The organism is Streptomyces harbinensis, from assembly GCF_900116145.1.
Taxonomy (GTDB): Bacteria; Actinomycetota; Actinomycetes; order Streptomycetales; family Streptomycetaceae; genus Streptomyces; species Streptomyces carpaticus.
The window spans coordinates 57,527-76,603 of the sequence record NZ_FPAB01000009.1 but is presented as its reverse complement, the minus strand read 5'-3'; the positions used below and the strand labels follow the sequence as shown (position 1 = coordinate 76,603).

Genomic DNA, 19,077 nt, shown 5'->3' with positions numbered 1-19,077 from the left:
CCCTTCGTGGTTGTGCATGGAGCTTACTTGATGCCCATGGTTGCTTATGAATGAATCTGTTCTTTTCTATTGACGCGTTGTCGCTTCTGGTCCAGGGTGCAGTGGCACACGTCACCCAAGGAGCCGCCGCCGTGTTCAGACGCCGAAGTCGCCGTGCCATACGCATCGTTCCGCTGCTGATGGCAGCGCTGCTGCTCGCCTCCTGCGCCGTCCCCGGCACCGGCGAGGACCGGCCGGTCACCCTCACCTACTGGTCGTGGACCTCCGGCTCCCAGGAACTCGCCGACCGGTTCAACGCCACCCACGACCACATCCGGGTCACCTTCGAGAAGGTGCCCGCCGGCACCGCCGGCGGCTACTCGAAGATGTTCAACGCCGTCAAGGCCGGCAAAGCCCCCGACGTAGTGGCCGTCGAGTACCCGCAACTGCCCGGTTTCGTCACCCAGCAGGTCCTCCAGCCCCTCGATCCCTACGGCGTCACCGACCTCGGCGACCAGTACCCCGACTGGGCCTGGCGGCAAGTGGCCCTCGGCGGCCAGGTGTACGGGCTGCCGATGAACATCGGCCCCACGGTGATGTTCTACCGCACCGATCTGTTCGCCGAGTACGGACTCACCCCGCCCACCACCTGGGAGGAGTTCCGCACCACCGCCGAGACCGTCGCCGCCGAGCACCCGGGGGTCACCCTCACCAACTTCGGCACCAACGACGCCGCGCTGCTCGCCGGCCTCGCCTGGCAGGCCGGTGCCCGCTGGTTCGACTCCGGCAGCGGCCACTGGCAGGTGGACGCCACCGACGAGGCCGGCGCCCGCTTCGCCGGCTACTGGGAATCCCTCGTCGACGACGGTCTCGTCACCGCCCGGCCCACCTTCGCCGAACAGCACGTCACCCAGCTCCAGCAGGGCACCTCGCTCACCGTGCTGGCCGCCCCCTGGACCGCCGCCAACATCCAGCGCTTCGCCCCCGACCTCGCCGGCCGCTGGGGCGCCGCCCCGCTCCCCGCCTGGCCCGAGGGACCGGCCAGCGGCAACTACGGCGGCTCCTCCCTCGCCGTCCCGCGCGGCGCCGACCACCCCGAGGAAGCCATGGAGTTCATCCGCTGGGTCTCCACCTCACCGGACGCGGTGGAGGCCGTCGCCCAGGTCAACACCTCCTACCCCGCCAACACCACGCTCACCGACCACTGGGGCACCGCCATCGAGGCGGCCAACCCCTACGTCGCCGGCATGGACCTGCCGGCCGCCGCCGGGGCCGCGGCCCGCACCGTCAACCCCGCCTGGGAATGGGGCCCCGACATGACCGAGGGCTTCGCCCGGCTGGTCGACGAGGCCACCGCGTGGATCGGCCGGCCCGAGGGCATCCGCACCGCCCTCGCCCGCTGGCAGGACGCCACCGTCGACCAGCTGCGGCAGCGCGGCTTCACCGTCCCCGAATGACCGCCCCGCCCCCCAGCCACCCAGGGACCGCCATGGCCACCGCCGCACCACCCGCCCGCCCCCGGGCCGCCACCCGCACCCGCCGGCCCCGCGCCGTCCTGTGGCTGCTCGGCCCGTTCTTCGCCCTCTTCGCCCTCACCTACATCGCCCCCATGGGCTACGCCCTGGTCCTCAGCCTCTACCGGGAGAAGTTCACCGGCATCGGCTGGGACGGCCCCACCCGGGTCTTCGCCGGAGCCGAGAACTACGTCCGCGCCCTCACCGACCCCACCTTCCTCACCGGCACCGGGCGCGTCCTGCTCTACGGCCTGATCTACGTACCGCTCGTCATCACCCTGGCCGCCGCCCTCGCCCTGCTGCTCGACAGCGCGCTCACCGCCGCCCGCCGCTTCTTCCACACCGTGCTGTTCCTGCCGCACATCGTGCCCGGACTCATCGCCGCCATCGTCTGGGTCTACCTCTACACCCCGGGCCTGAGCCCCATCATCGACGGACTGGAAGGACTCGGCGCGGAAGTCGACTTCCTCGGCGGCAACACCGTGCTGCTCTCCCTGGTCAACATCGCCGTCTGGCAGTCCCTCGGCTTCAACGTGGTGCTCATCTACGTCGCCCTGCGCGCCGTCCCCGCCTCCACCGTGGAAGCCGCCCGCCTCGACGGCGCCGGCGAACTGCGCACCGCCGTCTTGGTCAAACTCCCGCAGATCCGCGCCGCGATGTTCGTGGTCACCCTCTTCACCATCATCGGCTCGCTCCAGCTGTTCACCGAGCCGCAGATCGTCCAGAGCGCCGGCAACAGCTCCGTCACCAGCACCTGGACCCCCAACATGCTCGCCTACGCCGCCGCGTTCAACTCCAACGACTACCACTACGCGGCCACCGTCTCCGTCCTCATCGCCGCCCTCGCCGGCGTGCTCTCCTTCACCGTCACCAAACTCGCCCACCGCAGGAGCGCGCCATGACCACGCCCCGCACCACCGGCAACCGCTGGACGGGCCGCGCCACCGCCACCACCCTGGTCGCCATCGCCGCGCTCTACACCCTGATGCCGCTGATCTGGCTGCTGTTCGGGGTGACCAAGACCCTGCCCGAGCTGTACGCGTCCAACGGCTTCTCGCCCTCGGCCGGCTTCCACGTCCTCGGCAATATCGCCGACCTCTTCCGCCAGGACGACGGCATCTTCGCCCGCTGGATCCTCAACACCGCCGTCTACGCCCTCGGCGGCGCCGCCGCGGCCACCCTGCTCTCGGTCGCCGCCGGCTACGCCTTCGACAAGTTCGACTTCCGCGGCAAGGGGAAGTGGTACGCCCTCGTCATCGCCGGCGTCCTCGTCCCCAACACCGCCATCGTCGTACCGCTGTACCTGCTGATGTCGAACTTCCAGCTCACCGACACCATGTGGTCGGTCCTCATCCCCGTCATGGTCAACCCGTTCGGCGTCTACCTCGCCCGCGCCTACTCCTCCGGCGCGATACCCGGCGAACTCCTGGAAGCCGCCCGCCTCGACGGCGCCGGCGAGCTGCGCACCTTCTTCCAGGTCGGGCTGCGGCTGATGGCCCCCGGCGCGCTCACCATCTTCCTCATCCAGTTCATCGGCATCTGGAACAACTTCTTCCTGCCGCTGGTGATGATCACCGACAACGATCTGTTCACCCTCGGCCAGGGCCTGTTCACCTGGAACTCCGCCGTCGGCCAGAACCCCGACTACACCCGCATGGTCGTCGTCGGCTCCGCCGTCGCCACCCTGCCGCTGCTCGCCCTGTTCATCCCGCTGCAACGCCGCTGGCGTGCCGGCATGGCCGAAGGAAGCCTCAAATGACCGCCCCCGAACCCGACCTCATCCGCTCCCCGCACACCGGCTGGACCCGGCAGCACTGGGAACACACCGCCGACACCCTGCTCGCCGCCGTACGCCCGCACGCCGGGCCCGAGGGCTCCCTCATCCATCTCCCCGGGCCCGCGAGCGGCTCCGGCACCCACAGCGACGGCCTCGAAGGGTTCGCCCGCACCTTCCTGCTCGCCGCCTTCCGCGCCGCCGGCACCACCGACCACGAGCACGCCGCACGCCTCCTCGCCCCGTACGCCGAGGGCCTGGCCGCCGGCACCGACCCCACCGGCCCGCACCGCTGGCCGCGCCCCGCCGAACTGCCGCAGGCCCGGGTCGAGGCCGCCTCCCTCGCCATCGCCCTGCACGAGACCCGCCCGCTCCTGTGGGACCGGCTGCCCGACGCGGTACGGCAGCGCACCGTCGACTGGCTGCGCGAGGTGTGCGGCGCTGCCGTACCCCCCAACAACTGGGTCTGGTTCCGCGCCGTGGTCAGCGCCTTCCTGCGCTCGGCCGGCGCCCCCTACGCCCCCGACGACATCGACCACGCCATCGAGGCCACCGAGACCTGGTACGCGGGCGAGGGCTGGTACAGCGACGGCACCCGCTCCCCGGGCCGGCTGCGCAACTACGACCACTACAACGGCTGGGCCATGCACCTGTACCCGCTGTGGTACTCCCGCATCGCCGCCGGCCACGCCGACCCGGCCCGCACCACCGTCTACCGGCGGCGGCTGGCCGCCTTCCTCGACGACGCCGCCCACCTGGTGGCGGCGAACGGGTCACCGCTGCTCCAGGGCCGCTCCCTCACCTACCGGTTCGCCGCCGCCGCCCCCTTCGCGGCCGGCGCCCTCTTCGACACCGGGGCCCTGGCCCCCGGACTCACCCGCCGCGCCGTCTCCGGCATGGTGCGGCACTTCCTGGACCACGGGGCCACCGCACCGGACGGCCTGCTCAGCCTCGGCTGGCACCACCCCTTCCCTCGGATCCGCCAGCACTACTCGGGGCCCGCCTCGCCCTACTGGGCGTCCAAGGCCTTCGCCGTCCTGCTGCTGCCCGGGGAGCACCCGCTGTGGACCGCCACCGAGGAGCCGCTGCCCGTGGAGCGCGGTGACTTCGTACGGGCCATGGCCGCACCCGGCTGGATCGCCGCCGGCACCCGCGCCGACGGCATCGTCCGCGTCGCCAACCACGGCACCGACCACACCCCGCCCGACCGGCCCGCCCGCGACGACCCGTTCTACGCCCGGCACGCCTACACCACCCACACCGCGCCCGAACTCGCCCCGCTCCGCCCCGCACCGGCCGGACCGCACCCCGACCCGCAGGCCCACGCCCGCGACGGCGACGCCCGCCACCGCGATCCGGCCGACCTCGCCCAACTCCACGACAGCCATGTCGCGCTGCTCATGGCGGACGGCACCCCCTCCCAGCGCACCCCCTTCGAACGCGTCGCCCTGACCGAGGACACCGCCGTCTCCCGGCACCGCGCCCACTGGCCACCGCCCGCCGACGGTACCGAGGAGGCCGCCGACCGCGACCGCTGGCCGGCCGGACCCTGGATCACCACCGCCGCGCTGCTGCACGGCCCCTGGGAGATCCGGCTGATCCGCGTCACCCCCAACGACGCCGACGCCGACGCCCCGGCCGGGCCGCCGCTGCGGCTGCGCGTCGGCGGCCACCCACTGGCCGCCGCCGAACCCCCCAAGGAGGACACCACCGCCGGGCACGCCCTCGTCCGCCGACGCGACGGCCTCACCAGCGCGCTGTTCCTCCTGCGCCCGGACGACGGCACCCCCACCGTCCACCGCGACCGGCACACCAACGCCCTCGGACCGCACAGCGCCACCCCGCACTACCTCACCCCCCACCCCCTGCCCTACGGGCATGTCCACGCCGTCGCCCTCTACCTCGGCAACCCCGGACCGCAGGCCCCGCTCCCCGAGCCGCCCACCGTCACCGTGGCCGGAACCACCCTCACCGTCCACTGGCCCGGCGGCCCCACCCGCGCCCTCACCCTGTGACCGCGTCCGCCACCTTCCCCGACCCGCCCGGCTCGGGCACCATGTGAGCGTCACACGGTGGGGGCTGCACCGGGACCCGCGGCACTGCCGCCTGCCCGGCCGACCCGACTCCGGGAGCCGCCCCGCATGAACCCCCACACCGCCCCCACCGCGCTCACCGCCCGGCGCACCGCACCCCGGTACGCCCTCGTCCTGGCCCTCGCCCTCGCTCTGCTCGGCCTCACCCTCGCCCAGACCGGGACCGCCCGCGCCGCCGGGCACCCCGCTTCCACCGCCGCCACCCGCATCATGCCGCTGGGTGACTCGATCACCGGGTCCCCCGGCTGCTGGCGCGCCCTGCTGTGGCGTGATCTGGTGGACGCCGGACACACCGACATCGACTTCGTCGGCACCCAGGCCCCCCAGGGCTGCGGCTTCCCGCACGACGGCGAACACGAGGGACACGGCGGCTTCCTCGCCACCGGCATCGCCGAGCAGAACCTGCTTCCCGGCTGGCTCGCCGCCACTACACCCGACGTTGTGCTGATGCACCTGGGTACCAACGACGTGTGGAGCGCCCGCACCACCTCCGCGATCCTCGACGCGTACACCACGCTGGTCCGGCAGATGCGCGAAGCCAACCCGCACATGCGGATCCTCGTCGCCCAGATCATCCCGATGGCCCCGGCCGACTGCGCCGCCTGCGGCGAGCGCGTGACCGACCTCAACGCGGCCATACCCGGCTGGGCCGCCGCCCTGACCACCACGGATTCCCCCCTCACCGTCGTCGACCAGTGGACCGGCTTCTCCACCACCGCCGACACCACCGACGGCGTCCACCCGAACGACTCGGGAACCCGCAAGATCGCCGACCGCTGGTACCCGGCCGTCGTCGACACGCTCACCGGGGCCGTCTGACGCGTCATTCCCACGGACGAGTGGACACACGGCGCAAAACCACTCAGAAGAAGCACCGGATGGATAAGTTCGCTGGCGCACGCCCGGAATCCACTCCGACGCGTCGGATCCGTCCATCCCCGGAGAGTCGATGGTCCACTCGTCCACCCGCCCCACCCGTACCCCCGCCACGGCCGACATCCCCGGACAGAGCGCCGCCGCCCAGCCCACGCTGCCGCTGCGGCTGTCCACCGACATCCAGGGCGACGTGCTCGCCGGCTTCAAGAAGGACCACGTCCAGCTGATCCTCGCGAAGTTCAAGGACCGGCGACGCGCGAGGATCTGGCTGCGCAGGCTCCACGAGCGCATCGCCACCACCCGGGACGTGGCCGCCTTCAACGCCGACTTCAGCCGCGCCCGCCGCTACGCCGCCGGCGAGGACCCGGCCGACCTCACGGCGGTGTGGCGCGGCGTCGCCTTCACCTACGCCGGCCTCACCGAACTGCTCGGCGGCGCCCCGTTCAGCGACATCCCGCGCGGCACCACCCAGGAAGCCTTCGCGCAGGGCGCCGCCTCGCGCAAGGAGATCGTCGGCGACCTCGACGACAGCGACCCCGAGCACTGGCTGTTCGGCGGCGAGCACCAGCACCCCGTCCATCTCGTGCTCACCCTCGCCGCCGACCGGCACGCCGACCTCCAGGCCGCCCTGGAGGAGGAACGCGCCTGGATGGCCGCCCAGCACGTCGCCGTCGTTTTCGAACAGGAGGGCAACACCCTCAAGGACCACCTGCGGGGCACCGAGCACTTCGGCTTCAAGGACGGCATCAGCCAGCCCGGCGTGCGGGACTTCGACGAAGAGGACCCCGAGCGCCCCGACTACCACCGCACCAAGCCGGGCACCCGGCTGATCACCCCCGGCGAGTTCGTCGTCGGCATGCCCCCGGACCACCGCTGGCCGGCCGGGCTCCCCGGCTGGATGCGCAACGGCTCCTTCCAGGTGGTGCGCCGCCTCGCCCAGGACGTGCCCGGCTGGTGGGGACAGATCGAACAGAACCTGGAGGTCCTCAAGGAGCACGAAGCCGTCCCCGAGGAGGCCACCAAGGAGTGGCTCGCCTCCCGGCTCATCGGCCGCTGGCCCTCCGGCGCACCGGTCGCCAAGTGCCCCGACACCGACGTGCCCACCCCGCCGTGCGCCGACAGCGACAACGACGTCAGCTTCGCCGACGACCTGGAGGGCCGCGTCACCCCGCTCTTCTCCCACCTGCGCAAGACCAACCCCCGCGACGGGCTCAAGCCGCGCCGCGACGGCGGCCCGATCGTCGAGGAGAAGGGCATGCTGGACGGCCGCCGGCTGATCCGCCGCAGCATCCCCTACGGCCGCCCCTACGACCCGCAGGGCACCCCGGCCCAGCGCGCCGACGCCCCGCGCGGCCTGGTCTTCATCTGTTACCAGTCCGACCTCGTCGCCCAGTACGAATTCGTCCAGGCCAGCTGGGTGGACGCCGAGAACTTCCCCGACCGCCGCGACGTGGTCGGCCGCGACCCGCTCATCGGCCGCGACACCGATGTCTCCTTCCCCTCCCGGACCGGCGAGACGGCGGTGTGCCCGCTGCGCTTCGAGCGCTTCGTGCGCACCGAGGGCGCCGTCTACGCCTTCACCCCCTCCCTCACCGCGCTGCGCCGGCTGGCCGAGGGTGAGGTGCCCATCGGCGGCGACCCGCCCAGCGACCAGGTGGTGGCCGGCGGCACCGCGCTGCGCCGCTTCGAGGTGATCAGCTCCCACAAGGCCCGCTTCCGCCTGGAGGGCAACAACTACACCGTCCGCGACGAGAACGAGCAGCAGCTGTGGGTCTCGGACAACACCAACCCGGCCGTCGCCGGCGGCACCTTCACCGAGGACGGCGACCTGGTCCTCAACGGCCCCACCGGTGACGTCCTGTGGAGCCTGGGCACCGGCGGCCACCCCGGTGCCACCCTCGTCGTCGGCACCGACGGCGATGTCTCCATCCGCACCGCGGACGGCGACACCGTGTGGCACAGCGACACCGCGCACTGACCCGCGCCCCGCGCACCGGGCCCGCATTCCCGCAGTACGGCCCGGTGCGCGGCGGCCGGTTCAGCCGCGCCGCACCTCGATCCCCTCCGGCGCGCGCACCCGCGTCCCGCCGTCGGCGTCCACCGCGATCTCCAGCGGCGCGCCCGCGATCCGCAGCCCCGCCGCCCGCAGCGGCCGGAACCGCTCACCCACCCGCGGCACCACCGTCACCGTGCCGCCCGGCACGTCCGCCGTGATCCCCAGCACCGAGGCCAGCACCTGCACCGAGGATGCCGCCGCCCACGCCTGCGGCCGGCAGGAGGCCGGGTAGGGGAGCGGACGCGCGCTCACCTCGCTGCCCCAGCCCGCGAACAGCTCCGGCAGCCGCGCGTCGAAGGCGTCCGCCGCCCGTACCAGGCCCGCCGCCAGCGCGCTCGCCTCGGCCGGGAACCCGGCCCGGGTCAGCCCGTGCACGGCGATCGCCGTGTCGTGCGGCCACACCGACCCCACGTGGTAGCCCAGCGGATTGAACCCGCCCATCGCAGAGCTGTAGGTCCGCAGCCCGAACCCGGAGTCCAGCTCGGCACCGCCCAGCCGGGCCGCCAGCAGCGCGCTCTCCTCCGCGTCCAGCAGCCCGGTGCCCAGCAGATGCCCGAACTGCGAGGTCACCGAGTCCACCGGCCGCTTGTCGCCGTCCAGCGCGATCGCCGGATACGCCCCGCGCGCGTCCGACACCCAGAACCGCTCCCGGAACCGCGACTTCAGCCGCTGCGCCCACTCCTCCCAGCCGTCCGCGCCCGGCCGCCCGAAGGCCCGCAGCAGCGCGGCGCCGCCCATCGCCGCCTCGTACGCGTAACCCTGCACCTCGGAGAGCGCGATCGGCGCGGTGGCCTGCCGCCCGTCGCGGAAGCGGATGGAGTCGCCGGAGTCCTTCCAGCCCTGGTTCGCCAGCCCGCTGCCGGTGGAGTCGATGTACTCCAGGAACCCGTCGCCGTCCGCGTCGCCGTGGTCGCGCATCCAGGCCAGCGCCGCCTCGGCGTGCGGCAGCAGCGCCGCCACCCGCTCCTCGGCCAGCCCCCAGCGCCAGGCGTCGTGCAGCAGTGTCACCCACAGCGGGGTGGCGTCCACCGTGCCGTAGTACACCGGCGGCAGCACCACGCCCTCCTCCACGGTGAGCGCCTCGCGCCGCACCTCGTGCAGGATCTTCCCCGGCTGCTCCTGGGTCCGCGCGTCGGTGACCGTGCCCTGCCGGCGGGCCAGCACCCGCAGCGTGCTCGCCGCCAGGTCCGTGCCCAGCGGCAGCAGCATCCGCGCCGCCCACAGCGAGTCCCGGCCGAACAGCGTGGCGAACCACGGCGCCCCGGCGGCCACGAACACATCCTCGGGCGCCAGCGGATCGCTCAGCAGCAGCCGCCGCAGATCGGCGTCCGACTGCGCCACCCAGGCGTCCAGCGCCCGGTCCGCGCTGCGCACCTCGGGCACCGGCCACGCCACGGTGCCCGGGCGCGGCGCGGTGAATGGCGGCGGTGTGTCCTCGCCCGCGACGCACACCACTTCCGCGTCCCACCGCTGTCCGGGGCCCAGCGCCACCTCGTAGCGCAGCACCCCGTCCGCGCCGATCGCGTCCGGGGCGGGGGCGGCGGTCAGGGTCACGGTGCCTCCCTCGCCGCGCCACACCAGTCCCGCGCCGGTGACCTCAGGCGCCACCGGGGCGGTCACGGCCCCGGACTTCACCCGGTCCATCGGCGCGAGATCGGTGCCGGCGGTGATCAGCACCCGGACCAGGGCCGGGGTGGCGCCGTGGTTGGCGATCTCGAAGGACTCGGTGAGTTCGCCCGCCGTCAGCGAGCGCAGCCGCTCCAGGGTGACGGCCGGGTCGGCCGTCGCCTGGGCCACGCCGCGCAGCACGGACCGGAACCGGGCGGTGTCGGCGCCCTCCGGGCCACCGCCGACCGGGGCCAGTGGCACGCCCTCCACCGCTACCTCCAGCCGGGCCAGCGCCCGGCGGTCACTGTGGTAGAAGCCGTCCACGCCTCGCCGCAGCTGCCCGTCGGGGCGGGAGACGGCGAAGCTCGGCGCGTACAGCGTGACGCAGGCGTCGTGCAGAAAGGGCTGCATGCCCGGCACGGCGGCGGGGTCGGCCTGCGGCTCGTTCGTTATCGCCGAGGACTTGACACTCATCAGCGGGGATACCAATCTTCTCAGTCATTGGAGCGTTCCAAGAAATGTAGATGCAGTTCACAGCTGCGGCAATCCTTGTGGATCGCTCCAATCCATCCACGTGCGGTGCTCAGGAGGCAGCGATGGCGCGTACGCCCACCAGCCGGTCGTCGTCGGGCAAGGCGGGAGGTGTCACGCTCGCCATGGTCGCCCGCCGGGCCGGGGTGTCCCCGCAGACCGTCTCCAACGCGATCAACGCCCCCGAACTGCTGCGCCCCGAGACGCTGGAGCGGGTGCGCGCCGCCATCGACGCCATGGGCTACCGCCCGCACCGCGCCGCCCAGACCCTGCGCACCCGCTCCAGCCGGCTGATCGGCTACGGCGTGCAGTCGGTGGACGTGGACCGCACCACCCCGGTCATGGACCGCTTTCTGCACGCCCTCACCCACACCGCCGAGGAGGCCGGGCACCGCATCCTGCTGTTCGCCGTCCCGGCCGGATCCCGGCTGCTCGCCCCGTACCAGGAACTCGTCGACGACTACAGCGTGGACGGCTTCGTCCTCAGCGACACCGACCGCGGCGACCGCCGCCAGGCGTGGCTGGCCAAGCACCACATCCCCTTCACCGCCTTCGGCCGCATGTGGTCCGACAAGCAGATCGGCGACTGGGTCGATGTGGACGGCGCCGCCGGCATCGGTCGGGCCGTGGACCACCTCGCCGAGCGCGGGCACCGCAAAGTCGCCTTCCTCGGCTGGCCGCGCGGTTCCGGTGCCGGTGACGACCGCGCCGAGGGCTGGAAGGCGGCGCTGCGCCGGCACGGACTGCCGGTGCGGGGACTGCGCGCCGAGAGCGTGGACGACGTGGACGCCGCGCGCACCGTCGCCCTGCGGCTGCTGGACACCGGGGCCGACGCCATCGTGTGCGCCTCCGACACCCTCGCCATGGGCGCCTACCGGGCGCTGCGCGAACGCGGCCTCACCCCCGGCGACGACGTGGCCGTGACCGGCTTCGACGACTCACCGGCCGCCGCCCTCGTCTCACCGGGGCTGACCACCCTCGCCCAGCCGATGGACGTGATCGGCGCCGAGTGCGTCCGGCTGCTGCTGGCCAGGATCGCCGAGCCGGACCGGGAACCCGAGCACATCCTGCTCGAACCCCGGCTGGCGGTCCGCGAATCCAGCGCCCCGCCCCGCCCCCTCATGTGACATATCCGACTCTTCCCGATTCATCGGACCTTTTCTACGATCGAGCCGCACCTCAACGGAGAGAGCCATGGCCCCCAGACGCACCACCCTGCTCGCCCTCACCACCGGCATAACCCTGCTCGCCACCGCGGGCTGCTCCTCCTCCTTCGGTGACGGGGGCGACACCGAGCAGAAGACCGGCGGGAAGCAGGAGCTGACCGTCCTCATCGGCACCTCCGGCGAGGCCGAGACCGCCGCCGTCCGCGCCGCCGCGAGCGCCTACGAGGAGGAGTCCGGCAACACCGTCGACGTCCAGGTCGCCTCGGACCTCAACCAGCAGCTCGGTCAGGCATTCGCCGGCAACAACCCGCCCGACGTCTTCTACGTCGAGACCCACCAGTTCGCCAACTACGCCTCCGGCGGCTCCCTCTACCCCTACGGCGAGCACATCACCGACGTCGAGGACTTCTCCGCGACGCTGCGCCAGTCCTTCACCTACGACGACCAGTTGGTCTGCGTTCCCAAGGACACCTCCTCGCTCGGCCTGGTCATCAACGACGACCTGTGGGAGCAAGCCGGACTCACCCCGGACGACTACCCCGCCACCTGGGACGACCTGCGGCGGGTGGCCGGCGAACTCACCGACGGCTCGGTGACCGGCCTGGTCACCAGCAGCGAGTACCAGCGGCTCGGCGCCTTCATGAGGCAGGCCGGCGGCTGGATCACCGACCCCGCCCAGACCACCATGACCGCCGACAGCCCCGAGAACCTCCAGGCCCTGGAATTCGTCCAGGGCATGCTCCAGGAGGGCACCTGGAAGTTCGCCACCGAGGTCGACGCCGGCTGGGCCGGCGAAGCCTTCGGCAAGGGCACCGCCGCCATGACCATCGAGGGCAGCTGGCTGGCCGGTGCGCTGGAGACCGACTTCCCCGGCATCGACTACACCGTGCTGCCGCTGCCCGAGGGCCCGGCCGGACCCGGCACCCTCGCCTTCACCAACTGCTGGGGTGTCGCCCAGCAGAGCGCCCACCGCGACGCCGCCGTCGAACTCGTCGACTTCCTCACCCGCCCCGACCAGCAGATCGCCATGGGCAACGCGTTCGGCGCCGTCCCCTCCCGGGAGTCCGCCGCCGCCGACTACCTCGCCGAACACCCCGGCACCGAAGCCTGGGGCGCCAGCGGCGACGGCGTCCAGGGCCCGGTGACCGTGGGCGGCTTCGACCGCGTCGTGGGCCAGTTCAACACCGACCTGGAATCCCTGCGGACCGCCGACCCGGCCAGGATCCTCGCGGACCTCCAGAGCTACGGTGAGGCGGCCCTGGGAGCGGGCAACTGATGCACAAGCCCGCACTGCGCGGCCGGCAGGGACCCTGGGGCTGGCTGTTCGTCAGCCCCTCGGTCCTTGTCCTCGGGCTGTTCCTGGCCCTGCCCATCGTCATGGCGCTGTGGGTGAGCCTGCTCGACTGGAACGGCCAGTCCAACCCCTTCACCGGCGGCCAGGCCACCTTCGTCGGCCTGGACAACTACCGCGGTCTGCTCACCGAGGACGGCCTGGACCGCACCCTGTTCGCCACCTCGCTGCGCAACAACGCCTACTACGTCCTGCTGTTCGTCCCGCTCTCCACCGGCCTCGGCCTCACCCTGGCCATGATCGTCAACCAGCGGATGCTGCGCGGCCGTTCCCTGCTGCGCACCACCTTCTACTTCCCCTCGGTCACCAGCACCATCGCCGTCTCCACCATCTTCCTCTTCCTCTTCCAGGGCAGCGGCGCCGTCAACAGCCTGCTCTCCTGGATCGGCGTCAAGGGCCCCAACTGGTTCGCCGACCCGCGCGGCATCGTCTGGGTCACCCTCGGCAACCTCGGCCTGGCCGACCCCAACCACCCCTCCGGCTTCCTCACCGACCACGGCTTCATGGGCCTGTCCTGGTTCGAATGGCTCTCCGGACCCTCGGTGGCCATGTCCACCATGATCCTGCTGGCCACCTGGACCACCTCCGGCACCTTCATGCTCATCTTCCTGGCCGCGCTCCAGGACATCCCCCGCGAACTGGAGGAAGCCGCGGCCCTCGACGGCGTCAACCGCCGCCAACTGCTGCGCCACGTCACCCTGCCCGCCCTGCGCCCGGTGCTCTTCCTGGTGCTCACCCTCGCCCTGATCGGCAGCTGGCAGGTCTTCGACATGGTGTACGTCATGGGCCAGGGAGCCCCCGGGAACACCACCCTCACCCCGGCGTTCATGTCCTACCAGTCCGCGTTCAAGAACGCCGACTACGGACAGGGGGCGGCCATCGCCTTCATCCTCTTCGCGATCGTCCTCGCGTGCACCGGCGCCCAGCGCTGGCTGCTGCGCGAACGCAACCCCCGCCAAGGGAGGCGCAGATGACCCCGACCACCCCGGTCGAACCGGACACCCGGGCCCCGCGCCCCCCGCGCACCACCCGCCGCCCGCGCCGCGCCCGTGCCGCCGAACGCCCCGTCCTCGGCCGCACCCGGCTGCCCTGGCGGATCGCCGGCTACACCCTGATCATCGCGCTGGCCTCGCTGTACGTCCTGCCGTTCGTCATCCAGCTGGCCACCAGCTTCAAGACCGACCCGGACGCCGCCGCCAACCCGCTGGCCCTGTGGCCCGGCACCCCCACCGCCGCCGCCTACCAGCGGCTGTTCGGGATCGCCGAATCCCACGAGACGGTGCCGTTCCTGCGCTGGCTGGGCAACTCCGCCCTGGTCACCGTGCTGGTCACGGCCGGCCGGGTGCTGTTCGACTCGATGGCCGGCTACGCGCTGGCCCGGCTCCGCTTCCCCGGCCGCAGACTGCTGTTCGTCCTGCTGCTCGCCGTGATGGCCGTGCCCGGCGTGGTGCTGCTGATCCCCAAGTTCCTGGTGCTGTCCACCTTCGGCATGTTCGACACCTACGCGGGCATGGTGATCCCGCTCCTGGTGGACGCGGCCGGCATCTTCATCATGAAGCAGTTCTTCGAATCCGTGCCCCGGGAGGTCGAGGAGGCCGCCCGGATCGACGGCGCCGGCGTCTTCCGGATCTACTGGTCGGTCGTCCTGCCCATGGCCAGACCCGCGCTGATCACCCTCACCATCCTCTCCTTCCAGGGCTCGTGGAACGAGTTCACCCACTTCCTGGTCTCCACCCAGTCGGCCGAGTACGAGACCCTCACCACCGGCCTGGCGCGCTTCGTCGCCGGCGGCCTCGGCAGCGGCACCCAGTACCCCCTCAAGCTGGCGGCGGCGGCGCTGTCCACCATCCCGGTGGCCATCCTCTTCTTCTGCTTCCAGCGCTACTTCATCCGCGGCGCCAACGCCGGATCGGTCAAGGAGTGAGCGGCGGCCCCTCCACCCTCACCTCACCGGGAGCCTTGTCCGGCCGCAGCCCGCGCCACGACGGCTGCCGCAGCCGCCCGTCCCGGGTCCACGCCCGGTAGGCCACCTCACCCACCAGCGCCGGGTCCACCCAGTGGGCCCGGCGCGCGTGCGCGGCCGGCACCGCGTCCGCGAACGGCGGCCGGGCCCGGGAGCGCGGCTCCAGCAACTCCAGCAACTCGGCCAGCATCCCCCGGGTGAACCCCGAACCCACCCGCCCCAGATACCGCAGCCCGCCCCCCGCGCCGTACGCCCCCACCAGCAGCGAACCGATCGTCCCCCCGCGCTGCCCCGCCCCCGGCTGCCAGCCGCCGATGAGCACCTCCTGGGTGCGCACCAGCGGCTTCTTCACCCACAGCGCCGAACGGCGCCCCGGCCGGTACGGCGCGTCCAGCCGCTTGGCCACCAGCCCCTCCAGACCGTTCGCCCGCGCCACCTCCAGCAACTCGCCGGGACCCGCCGCCGACCCCGGCACGTACGGCGGGACCGCCAGCCGCTCCGGGGCCACACCGGCCAGCGAGTCCAGCACCGCCCGCCGCTCCCGGTACGGCTCGGCGAGCAGCGACCGCCCGCCGTGCCACAGCACGTCGAACGCGAAGAACACCACCGGCGTGAACGGCGGCTGGGCCCGCCGCTGCAACAGCCCGAAATCCGGCCGCCCCGCCGCGTCCAGCGCCACGATCTCCCCGTCCAGCACCACCGGACCCGCGCCGATCTCCGCCAGCTCCGGATAGCGGCCGGTGAAGTCGTTCCCCGCCCGGCTGGTCGCCCGCACCCCGCCGCCCGCGCCGATCCGCAGACAGCACCGGTAGCCGTCCCACTTGAACTCGTACCCCCACCGGTCGCCCACCGGCGGCTCACCCTCCACCGCCAGCATCGGCGGCACCCACTCCGGCACCTCCTCCTCCCGCATCCCCCCAGTACACCCGCCGCCGACGGCCGCGCAAAACACGTTGCCGACGCGGCGCCCCGCTGCCACTCTTCCGCTCATGACGGACGACCCCACCGGAACCGCCCACGATGTGACCGCCCTGTTCAACGGGGGGCGGCTGATCGCCATCCCGCGCCGCAGCGCCCGGCGCGGACAACTGCTCGCCCATCTCGCCGACACCCTCTTCGAACCCGGCCGCTCCTACCGCGAACCCGAGGTCAACGCCGCCCTGCGCACCGTCCACGACGACGCCCCCGCCCTGCGCCGCTACCTCGTGGAATCCGGACTGCTCACCCGCACCCGCGACGGCGCGAGCTACCGCCGGGCCCACTGAGCGAGCACCCCGACGGGACGGGGCGGGCGGGCGCCCACCGGCACCCGCCCGCCCCGTCCCGTCCGTCGCTCAGGCCTCCACCTCCGAACGGTCCTGCCCCCACAGCGTGTGGAAGGCCCCCTCCCGGTCCGTGCGCCGGTAGGTGTGCGCCCCGAAGTAGTCCCGCTGCCCCTGCACCAGCGCCGCCGGCAGCCGCTCGGCCCGCAGCGCGTCGTAGTACGCCAGCGCCGCCGAGAAGCCCGGCGCCGGCACCCCCAGCTGCGCGGCCGTGGCCACCACGTGCCGCCAGGCGTTCTGCGCCCGCTCCAGCGCCTCCCGGAACGTCGGGTCCGTCAGCAGCGTCACCGGCGGCTTCCCGTCCGCGTACGCCGCCCGGATCTCGTCCAGGAACCGCGCCCGGATGATGCAGCCACCCCGCCAGATCGCCGCCACCGCGCCCGGATCGATGTCCCAGCCGTACTCCGCGCTGCCCGCCGTGATCTGGTGCCAGCCCTGGGCGTACGCCACGATCTTCGACGCGTACAGCGCCGCCTCCACCTGGTCCGCGAACTGCGCCGCGTCGTCCGGGTGCAGCTCCGGGCGCACCGGCCCGGGCAGTCGCTGCGCGGCCTCGCGCAGCGCGCCGTGCCCCGACAGCGACCGCGCGAACACCGCCTCCGCGATCCCGGACACCGGCACCCCGAGGTCCAGCGCCGTCTGCACCGTCCACCGCCCGGTGCCCTTCTGCTCCGCCGCGTCCGCCACCACGTCCACGAACGGCCGGCCGGTGGCCGCGTCGGTGTGCCCCAGCACCTCGGCGGTGATCTCGATCAGATACGAATCGAGCCGCCCCCGGTTCCAGGTGCGGAACACCTCCGCGATCCGCCCCGGCTCGTAACCCGCCACCCGGCGCAGCAGGTCGTAGGCCTCCGCGATCAGCTGCATGTCCGCGTACTCGATGCCGTTGTGCACCATCTTCACGAAGTGGCCGGCCCCGTCCGGGCCGATGTGCGTGCAGCACGGCTCGCCGTCCACCTGCGCGGCGATCGACTCCAGCAGCGGGCCCAGGCTCCGGTAGGACTCGGCGGAACCGCCCGGCATGATGGACGGGCCGTTCAGCGCGCCCTCCTCACCGCCGGAGATGCCGCAGCCCACGAAGTGCAGCCCGCGCTCGCGCAGCGCCGCCTCGCGCCGCCGGGTGTCCTCGAAGTGCGCGTTGCCGCCGTCCACGATCACATCGCCGCTCTCCAGCAGCGGCGCGAACTCCTCGATCACCGCGTCGGTGGCCGCCCCCGCCTTCACCATGATCACCAGCCGGCGCGGGCGGCGCAGCGAGGCCACGAAATCCGCCGCCGACTCCGCCGGCACGAACTCACCCTCGTGGCCGAACTCCTCCACCAGCTGCCGGGTTCTGGCCGCCGTCCGGTTGTGCACCGCCACCACATGGCCGTGCCGGGCGAGATTGCGCGCCAGGTTGCGCCCCATCACCGCCAGTCCGGTCACACCGATCTGCGCCTGTCCCGTCATCGTGTCATCTCCCGCCGCTCGGGGTCGTGGTCGGTACCCATGCAACCAGGCCACCGCCGCGGCGCACGGCTGCGTCCGCGATCCGGCGCCCCCGTGCCGCGCCGCGCGCCCCCTGCCGCACACTGGGGCCATGGACCTCCGGATCACCGCCACCGACCCCTCGCACCCGGCGACCCTGCTCGACCTGCCCTGGGACGTACCCCTGGAACGGTGGCCCGAGGAGCACCTGGTGGCCCTGCCCCGCGGCATCTCCCGGCACGTGGTGCGCTTCGCCCGCGCGGGCGAGGAGGTGGTCGCCGTCAAAGAGGTGGGGGAGTGGGCGGCGGTGCGCGAGTACGCCCTGCTGCGCGACCTGGACCGGCTCGCCGTACCGGCCGTCGACCCGCTCGCCGTGGTCACCGGCCGCACCGGTGCCGAGGGCGAGCCGCTGGAGCCGGTGCTCATCACCCGGCAGCTGAAGGGCTCGCTGCCCTACCGCTCGATGTTCGAGACCACCATGCGGCCGGACACCATCAAGCGGCTGCTGGACGCGCTGGCCGTCCTGCTGGTGCGGCTGCACCTGAGCGGCTTCGCGTGGGGCGACTGCTCGCTGTCCAACACCCTCTTCCGGCGCGACGCGGGCGCGTACGCCGCCTACCTGGTGGACGCCGAGACCGGGCAGATCCAGCCCCGGCTGACGGACGGGCAGCGCGCGTACGACATCGAGGTCGCCCAGGTGAACATCGCGGGCGAGCTGATGGACCTGGAGGCGGGCGGCAGCCTGCACCCGGCCGTCGATCCGGTCGCCTTCGGCCTGGCCATCGTCGAGCGGTACGGCGAGCTGTGGCACGAGCTGACCCGCACCTCCGTCTACCCGCGCGACAAGCGGCACTACATCGACCGCCGCATCCGGCGGCTCAACGACCTGGGCTTCGACGTCGCCGAGATGCAGATCCAGCGTTCCCCGGACGGCGACAAGGTGGCCTTCCTGCCCAAGGTCGTGGACGCCGGCCACCACCAGCGGCAACTGCTGCGGCTGACCGGCCTGGACGCCGAGGAGAATCAGGCCCGCAGCCTGCTGAACGACCTGGAGACCTGGATGGCCGGCCAGGAGGACTACGCGCCCGGCGACCCGCTCGGCGCCCGCCCCGAGGTGCTGGCCCACCGCTGGGTCCGCGACGTGTTCCGCCCCGCCGTACGTCTGGTCCCGCTCGGACTGCGCGGCGGCATCGACACCGCCCAGCTCTACCACGAACTGCTGGAACACCGGCTGCTGCTGTCCGAGCGCTGCCGCAGCGACGTGGACATGGAGACCACCGCGGCCCACTGGATCACCGAGGTCCTGCCCACCCGCCCCGACCCGGACGCGCTGGCCGCCCCGGAGGAGGACGGCTAGGCCGTCAGCGCGCGTGCGCC

General features: G+C 73.0%; 15 protein-coding genes. 12 read left to right on the top strand and 3 right to left on the bottom strand.

Going from position 1 to position 19,077, the window contains the following annotated elements:
• Nucleotides 1–179 precede the first annotated feature (179 nt).
• The 6 genes from BM385_RS22115 (at nucleotide 180) to BM385_RS22090 (ending at nucleotide 8,214) form a co-directional block, all read left to right on the top strand.
• Entirely contained in the window at nucleotides 180–1,436 is a 1,257-nt protein-coding gene (locus tag BM385_RS22115; RefSeq protein WP_175543081.1) for an ABC transporter substrate-binding protein, read from the top strand.
• Nucleotides 1,433–2,395: a carbohydrate ABC transporter permease gene (locus BM385_RS22110; protein ID WP_037755563.1), complete on the top strand. Its 963-nt coding sequence runs from the start codon at nucleotides 1,433–1,435 to the stop codon at nucleotides 2,393–2,395. Before BM385_RS22115 ends, BM385_RS22110 begins: the two co-directional genes overlap by 4 nt.
• Nucleotides 2,392–3,252 (top strand): carbohydrate ABC transporter permease, encoded by an 861-nt coding sequence (locus BM385_RS22105; protein WP_093844157.1) that lies wholly within the window; start codon nucleotides 2,392–2,394, stop codon nucleotides 3,250–3,252. Before BM385_RS22110 ends, BM385_RS22105 begins: the two co-directional genes overlap by 4 nt.
• The gene (locus BM385_RS22100; RefSeq protein WP_093844156.1) at nucleotides 3,249–5,282 is read left to right on the top strand and encodes a DUF2264 domain-containing protein; all 2,034 of its coding nucleotides are present in this window, start codon (nucleotides 3,249–3,251) and stop codon (nucleotides 5,280–5,282) included. The genes BM385_RS22105 and BM385_RS22100 overlap by 4 nt, the downstream gene beginning before the upstream one ends.
• Nucleotides 5,283–5,408: 126 nt before the next feature.
• Nucleotides 5,409–6,179, top strand: coding sequence for an SGNH/GDSL hydrolase family protein (locus BM385_RS22095; RefSeq protein WP_093844155.1), 771 nt, complete (start codon nucleotides 5,409–5,411; stop codon nucleotides 6,177–6,179).
• A 130-nt stretch (nucleotides 6,180–6,309) separates the two neighbouring features.
• The gene (locus BM385_RS22090; RefSeq protein WP_093844154.1) at nucleotides 6,310–8,214 is read left to right on the top strand and encodes a Dyp-type peroxidase; all 1,905 of its coding nucleotides are present in this window, start codon (nucleotides 6,310–6,312) and stop codon (nucleotides 8,212–8,214) included.
• 60 nt (nucleotides 8,215–8,274) lie between these two features.
• Here BM385_RS22090 and BM385_RS22085 read toward each other — a convergent pair whose 3' ends face one another.
• A complete protein-coding gene (locus BM385_RS22085; protein ID WP_093844153.1) occupies nucleotides 8,275–10,374 on the bottom strand; it encodes an amylo-alpha-1,6-glucosidase in 2,100 nt (699 codons plus the stop codon).
• 122 nt (nucleotides 10,375–10,496) lie between these two features.
• Between BM385_RS22085 and BM385_RS22080 the strand changes: the two genes are divergently transcribed.
• From BM385_RS22080 to BM385_RS22065, 4 genes are all read left to right on the top strand, one after another.
• Nucleotides 10,497–11,558, top strand: coding sequence for a LacI family DNA-binding transcriptional regulator (locus tag BM385_RS22080; protein WP_019432608.1), 1,062 nt, complete (start codon nucleotides 10,497–10,499; stop codon nucleotides 11,556–11,558).
• Nucleotides 11,559–11,625: 67 nt separating this feature from the next.
• The gene (locus BM385_RS22075; protein ID WP_093844152.1) at nucleotides 11,626–12,873 is read left to right on the top strand and encodes a sugar ABC transporter substrate-binding protein; all 1,248 of its coding nucleotides are present in this window, start codon (nucleotides 11,626–11,628) and stop codon (nucleotides 12,871–12,873) included.
• The gene (locus tag BM385_RS22070; protein ID WP_019432606.1) at nucleotides 12,873–13,922 is read left to right on the top strand and encodes a carbohydrate ABC transporter permease; all 1,050 of its coding nucleotides are present in this window, start codon (nucleotides 12,873–12,875) and stop codon (nucleotides 13,920–13,922) included. Before BM385_RS22075 ends, BM385_RS22070 begins: the two co-directional genes overlap by 1 nt.
• On the top strand, nucleotides 13,919–14,872 hold the full coding sequence (locus BM385_RS22065; RefSeq protein WP_175543080.1) for a carbohydrate ABC transporter permease: 954 nt from the start codon (nucleotides 13,919–13,921) through the stop codon (nucleotides 14,870–14,872). Before BM385_RS22070 ends, BM385_RS22065 begins: the two co-directional genes overlap by 4 nt.
• Here the strand turns inward: BM385_RS22065 and ligD are convergent.
• A complete protein-coding gene (gene ligD, locus BM385_RS22060; RefSeq protein ID WP_093844151.1) occupies nucleotides 14,862–15,824 on the bottom strand; it encodes a non-homologous end-joining DNA ligase in 963 nt (320 codons plus the stop codon). The genes BM385_RS22065 and ligD overlap by 11 nt on opposite strands.
• 76 nt (nucleotides 15,825–15,900) lie before the next feature.
• Between ligD and BM385_RS22055 the strand changes: the two genes are divergently transcribed.
• Nucleotides 15,901–16,176 carry a DUF2087 domain-containing protein gene (locus BM385_RS22055; RefSeq protein ID WP_019432603.1) on the top strand — a complete coding sequence of 92 codons (276 nt, stop codon included), beginning with the start codon at nucleotides 15,901–15,903 and terminating at the stop codon, nucleotides 16,174–16,176.
• A gap of 69 nt (nucleotides 16,177–16,245) precedes the next feature.
• Here BM385_RS22055 and gnd read toward each other — a convergent pair whose 3' ends face one another.
• Nucleotides 16,246–17,682 carry an NADP-dependent phosphogluconate dehydrogenase gene (gene gnd, locus BM385_RS22050; RefSeq protein WP_093844150.1) on the bottom strand — a complete coding sequence of 479 codons (1,437 nt, stop codon included), beginning with the start codon at nucleotides 17,680–17,682 and terminating at the stop codon, nucleotides 16,246–16,248.
• 130 nt (nucleotides 17,683–17,812) lie between these two features.
• Between gnd and BM385_RS22045 the strand changes: the two genes are divergently transcribed.
• The gene (locus tag BM385_RS22045; RefSeq protein ID WP_093844149.1) at nucleotides 17,813–19,057 is read left to right on the top strand and encodes a DUF4032 domain-containing protein; all 1,245 of its coding nucleotides are present in this window, start codon (nucleotides 17,813–17,815) and stop codon (nucleotides 19,055–19,057) included.
• The last annotated feature ends 20 nt before the right edge of the window (nucleotides 19,058–19,077 follow it).

Bases quoted from the DNA above. Each gene is read 5' to 3' on its own strand.
- BM385_RS22115 (WP_175543081.1), top strand. From the start codon at position 180: ATGGCAGCGCTGCTGCTCGCCTCCTGCGCCGTCCCCGGCACCGGCGAG.
- BM385_RS22110 (WP_037755563.1), top strand. From the start codon at position 1,433: ATGACCGCCCCGCCCCCCAGCCACCCAGGGACCGCCATGGCCACCGCC.
- BM385_RS22105 (WP_093844157.1), top strand. From the start codon at position 2,392: ATGACCACGCCCCGCACCACCGGCAACCGCTGGACGGGCCGCGCCACC.
- BM385_RS22100 (WP_093844156.1), top strand. From the start codon at position 3,249: ATGACCGCCCCCGAACCCGACCTCATCCGCTCCCCGCACACCGGCTGG.
- BM385_RS22095 (WP_093844155.1), top strand. From the start codon at position 5,409: ATGAACCCCCACACCGCCCCCACCGCGCTCACCGCCCGGCGCACCGCA.
- BM385_RS22090 (WP_093844154.1), top strand. From the start codon at position 6,310: ATGGTCCACTCGTCCACCCGCCCCACCCGTACCCCCGCCACGGCCGAC.
- BM385_RS22085 (WP_093844153.1), bottom strand. From the start codon at position 10,374: ATGAGTGTCAAGTCCTCGGCGATAACGAACGAGCCGCAGGCCGACCCC.
- BM385_RS22080 (WP_019432608.1), top strand. From the start codon at position 10,497: ATGGCGCGTACGCCCACCAGCCGGTCGTCGTCGGGCAAGGCGGGAGGT.
- BM385_RS22075 (WP_093844152.1), top strand. From the start codon at position 11,626: ATGGCCCCCAGACGCACCACCCTGCTCGCCCTCACCACCGGCATAACC.
- BM385_RS22070 (WP_019432606.1), top strand. From the start codon at position 12,873: ATGCACAAGCCCGCACTGCGCGGCCGGCAGGGACCCTGGGGCTGGCTG.
- BM385_RS22065 (WP_175543080.1), top strand. From the start codon at position 13,919: ATGACCCCGACCACCCCGGTCGAACCGGACACCCGGGCCCCGCGCCCC.
- ligD (WP_093844151.1), bottom strand. From the start codon at position 15,824: ATGCGGGAGGAGGAGGTGCCGGAGTGGGTGCCGCCGATGCTGGCGGTG.
- BM385_RS22055 (WP_019432603.1), top strand. From the start codon at position 15,901: ATGACGGACGACCCCACCGGAACCGCCCACGATGTGACCGCCCTGTTC.
- gnd (WP_093844150.1), bottom strand. From the start codon at position 17,682: ATGACGGGACAGGCGCAGATCGGTGTGACCGGACTGGCGGTGATGGGG.
- BM385_RS22045 (WP_093844149.1), top strand. From the start codon at position 17,813: ATGGACCTCCGGATCACCGCCACCGACCCCTCGCACCCGGCGACCCTG.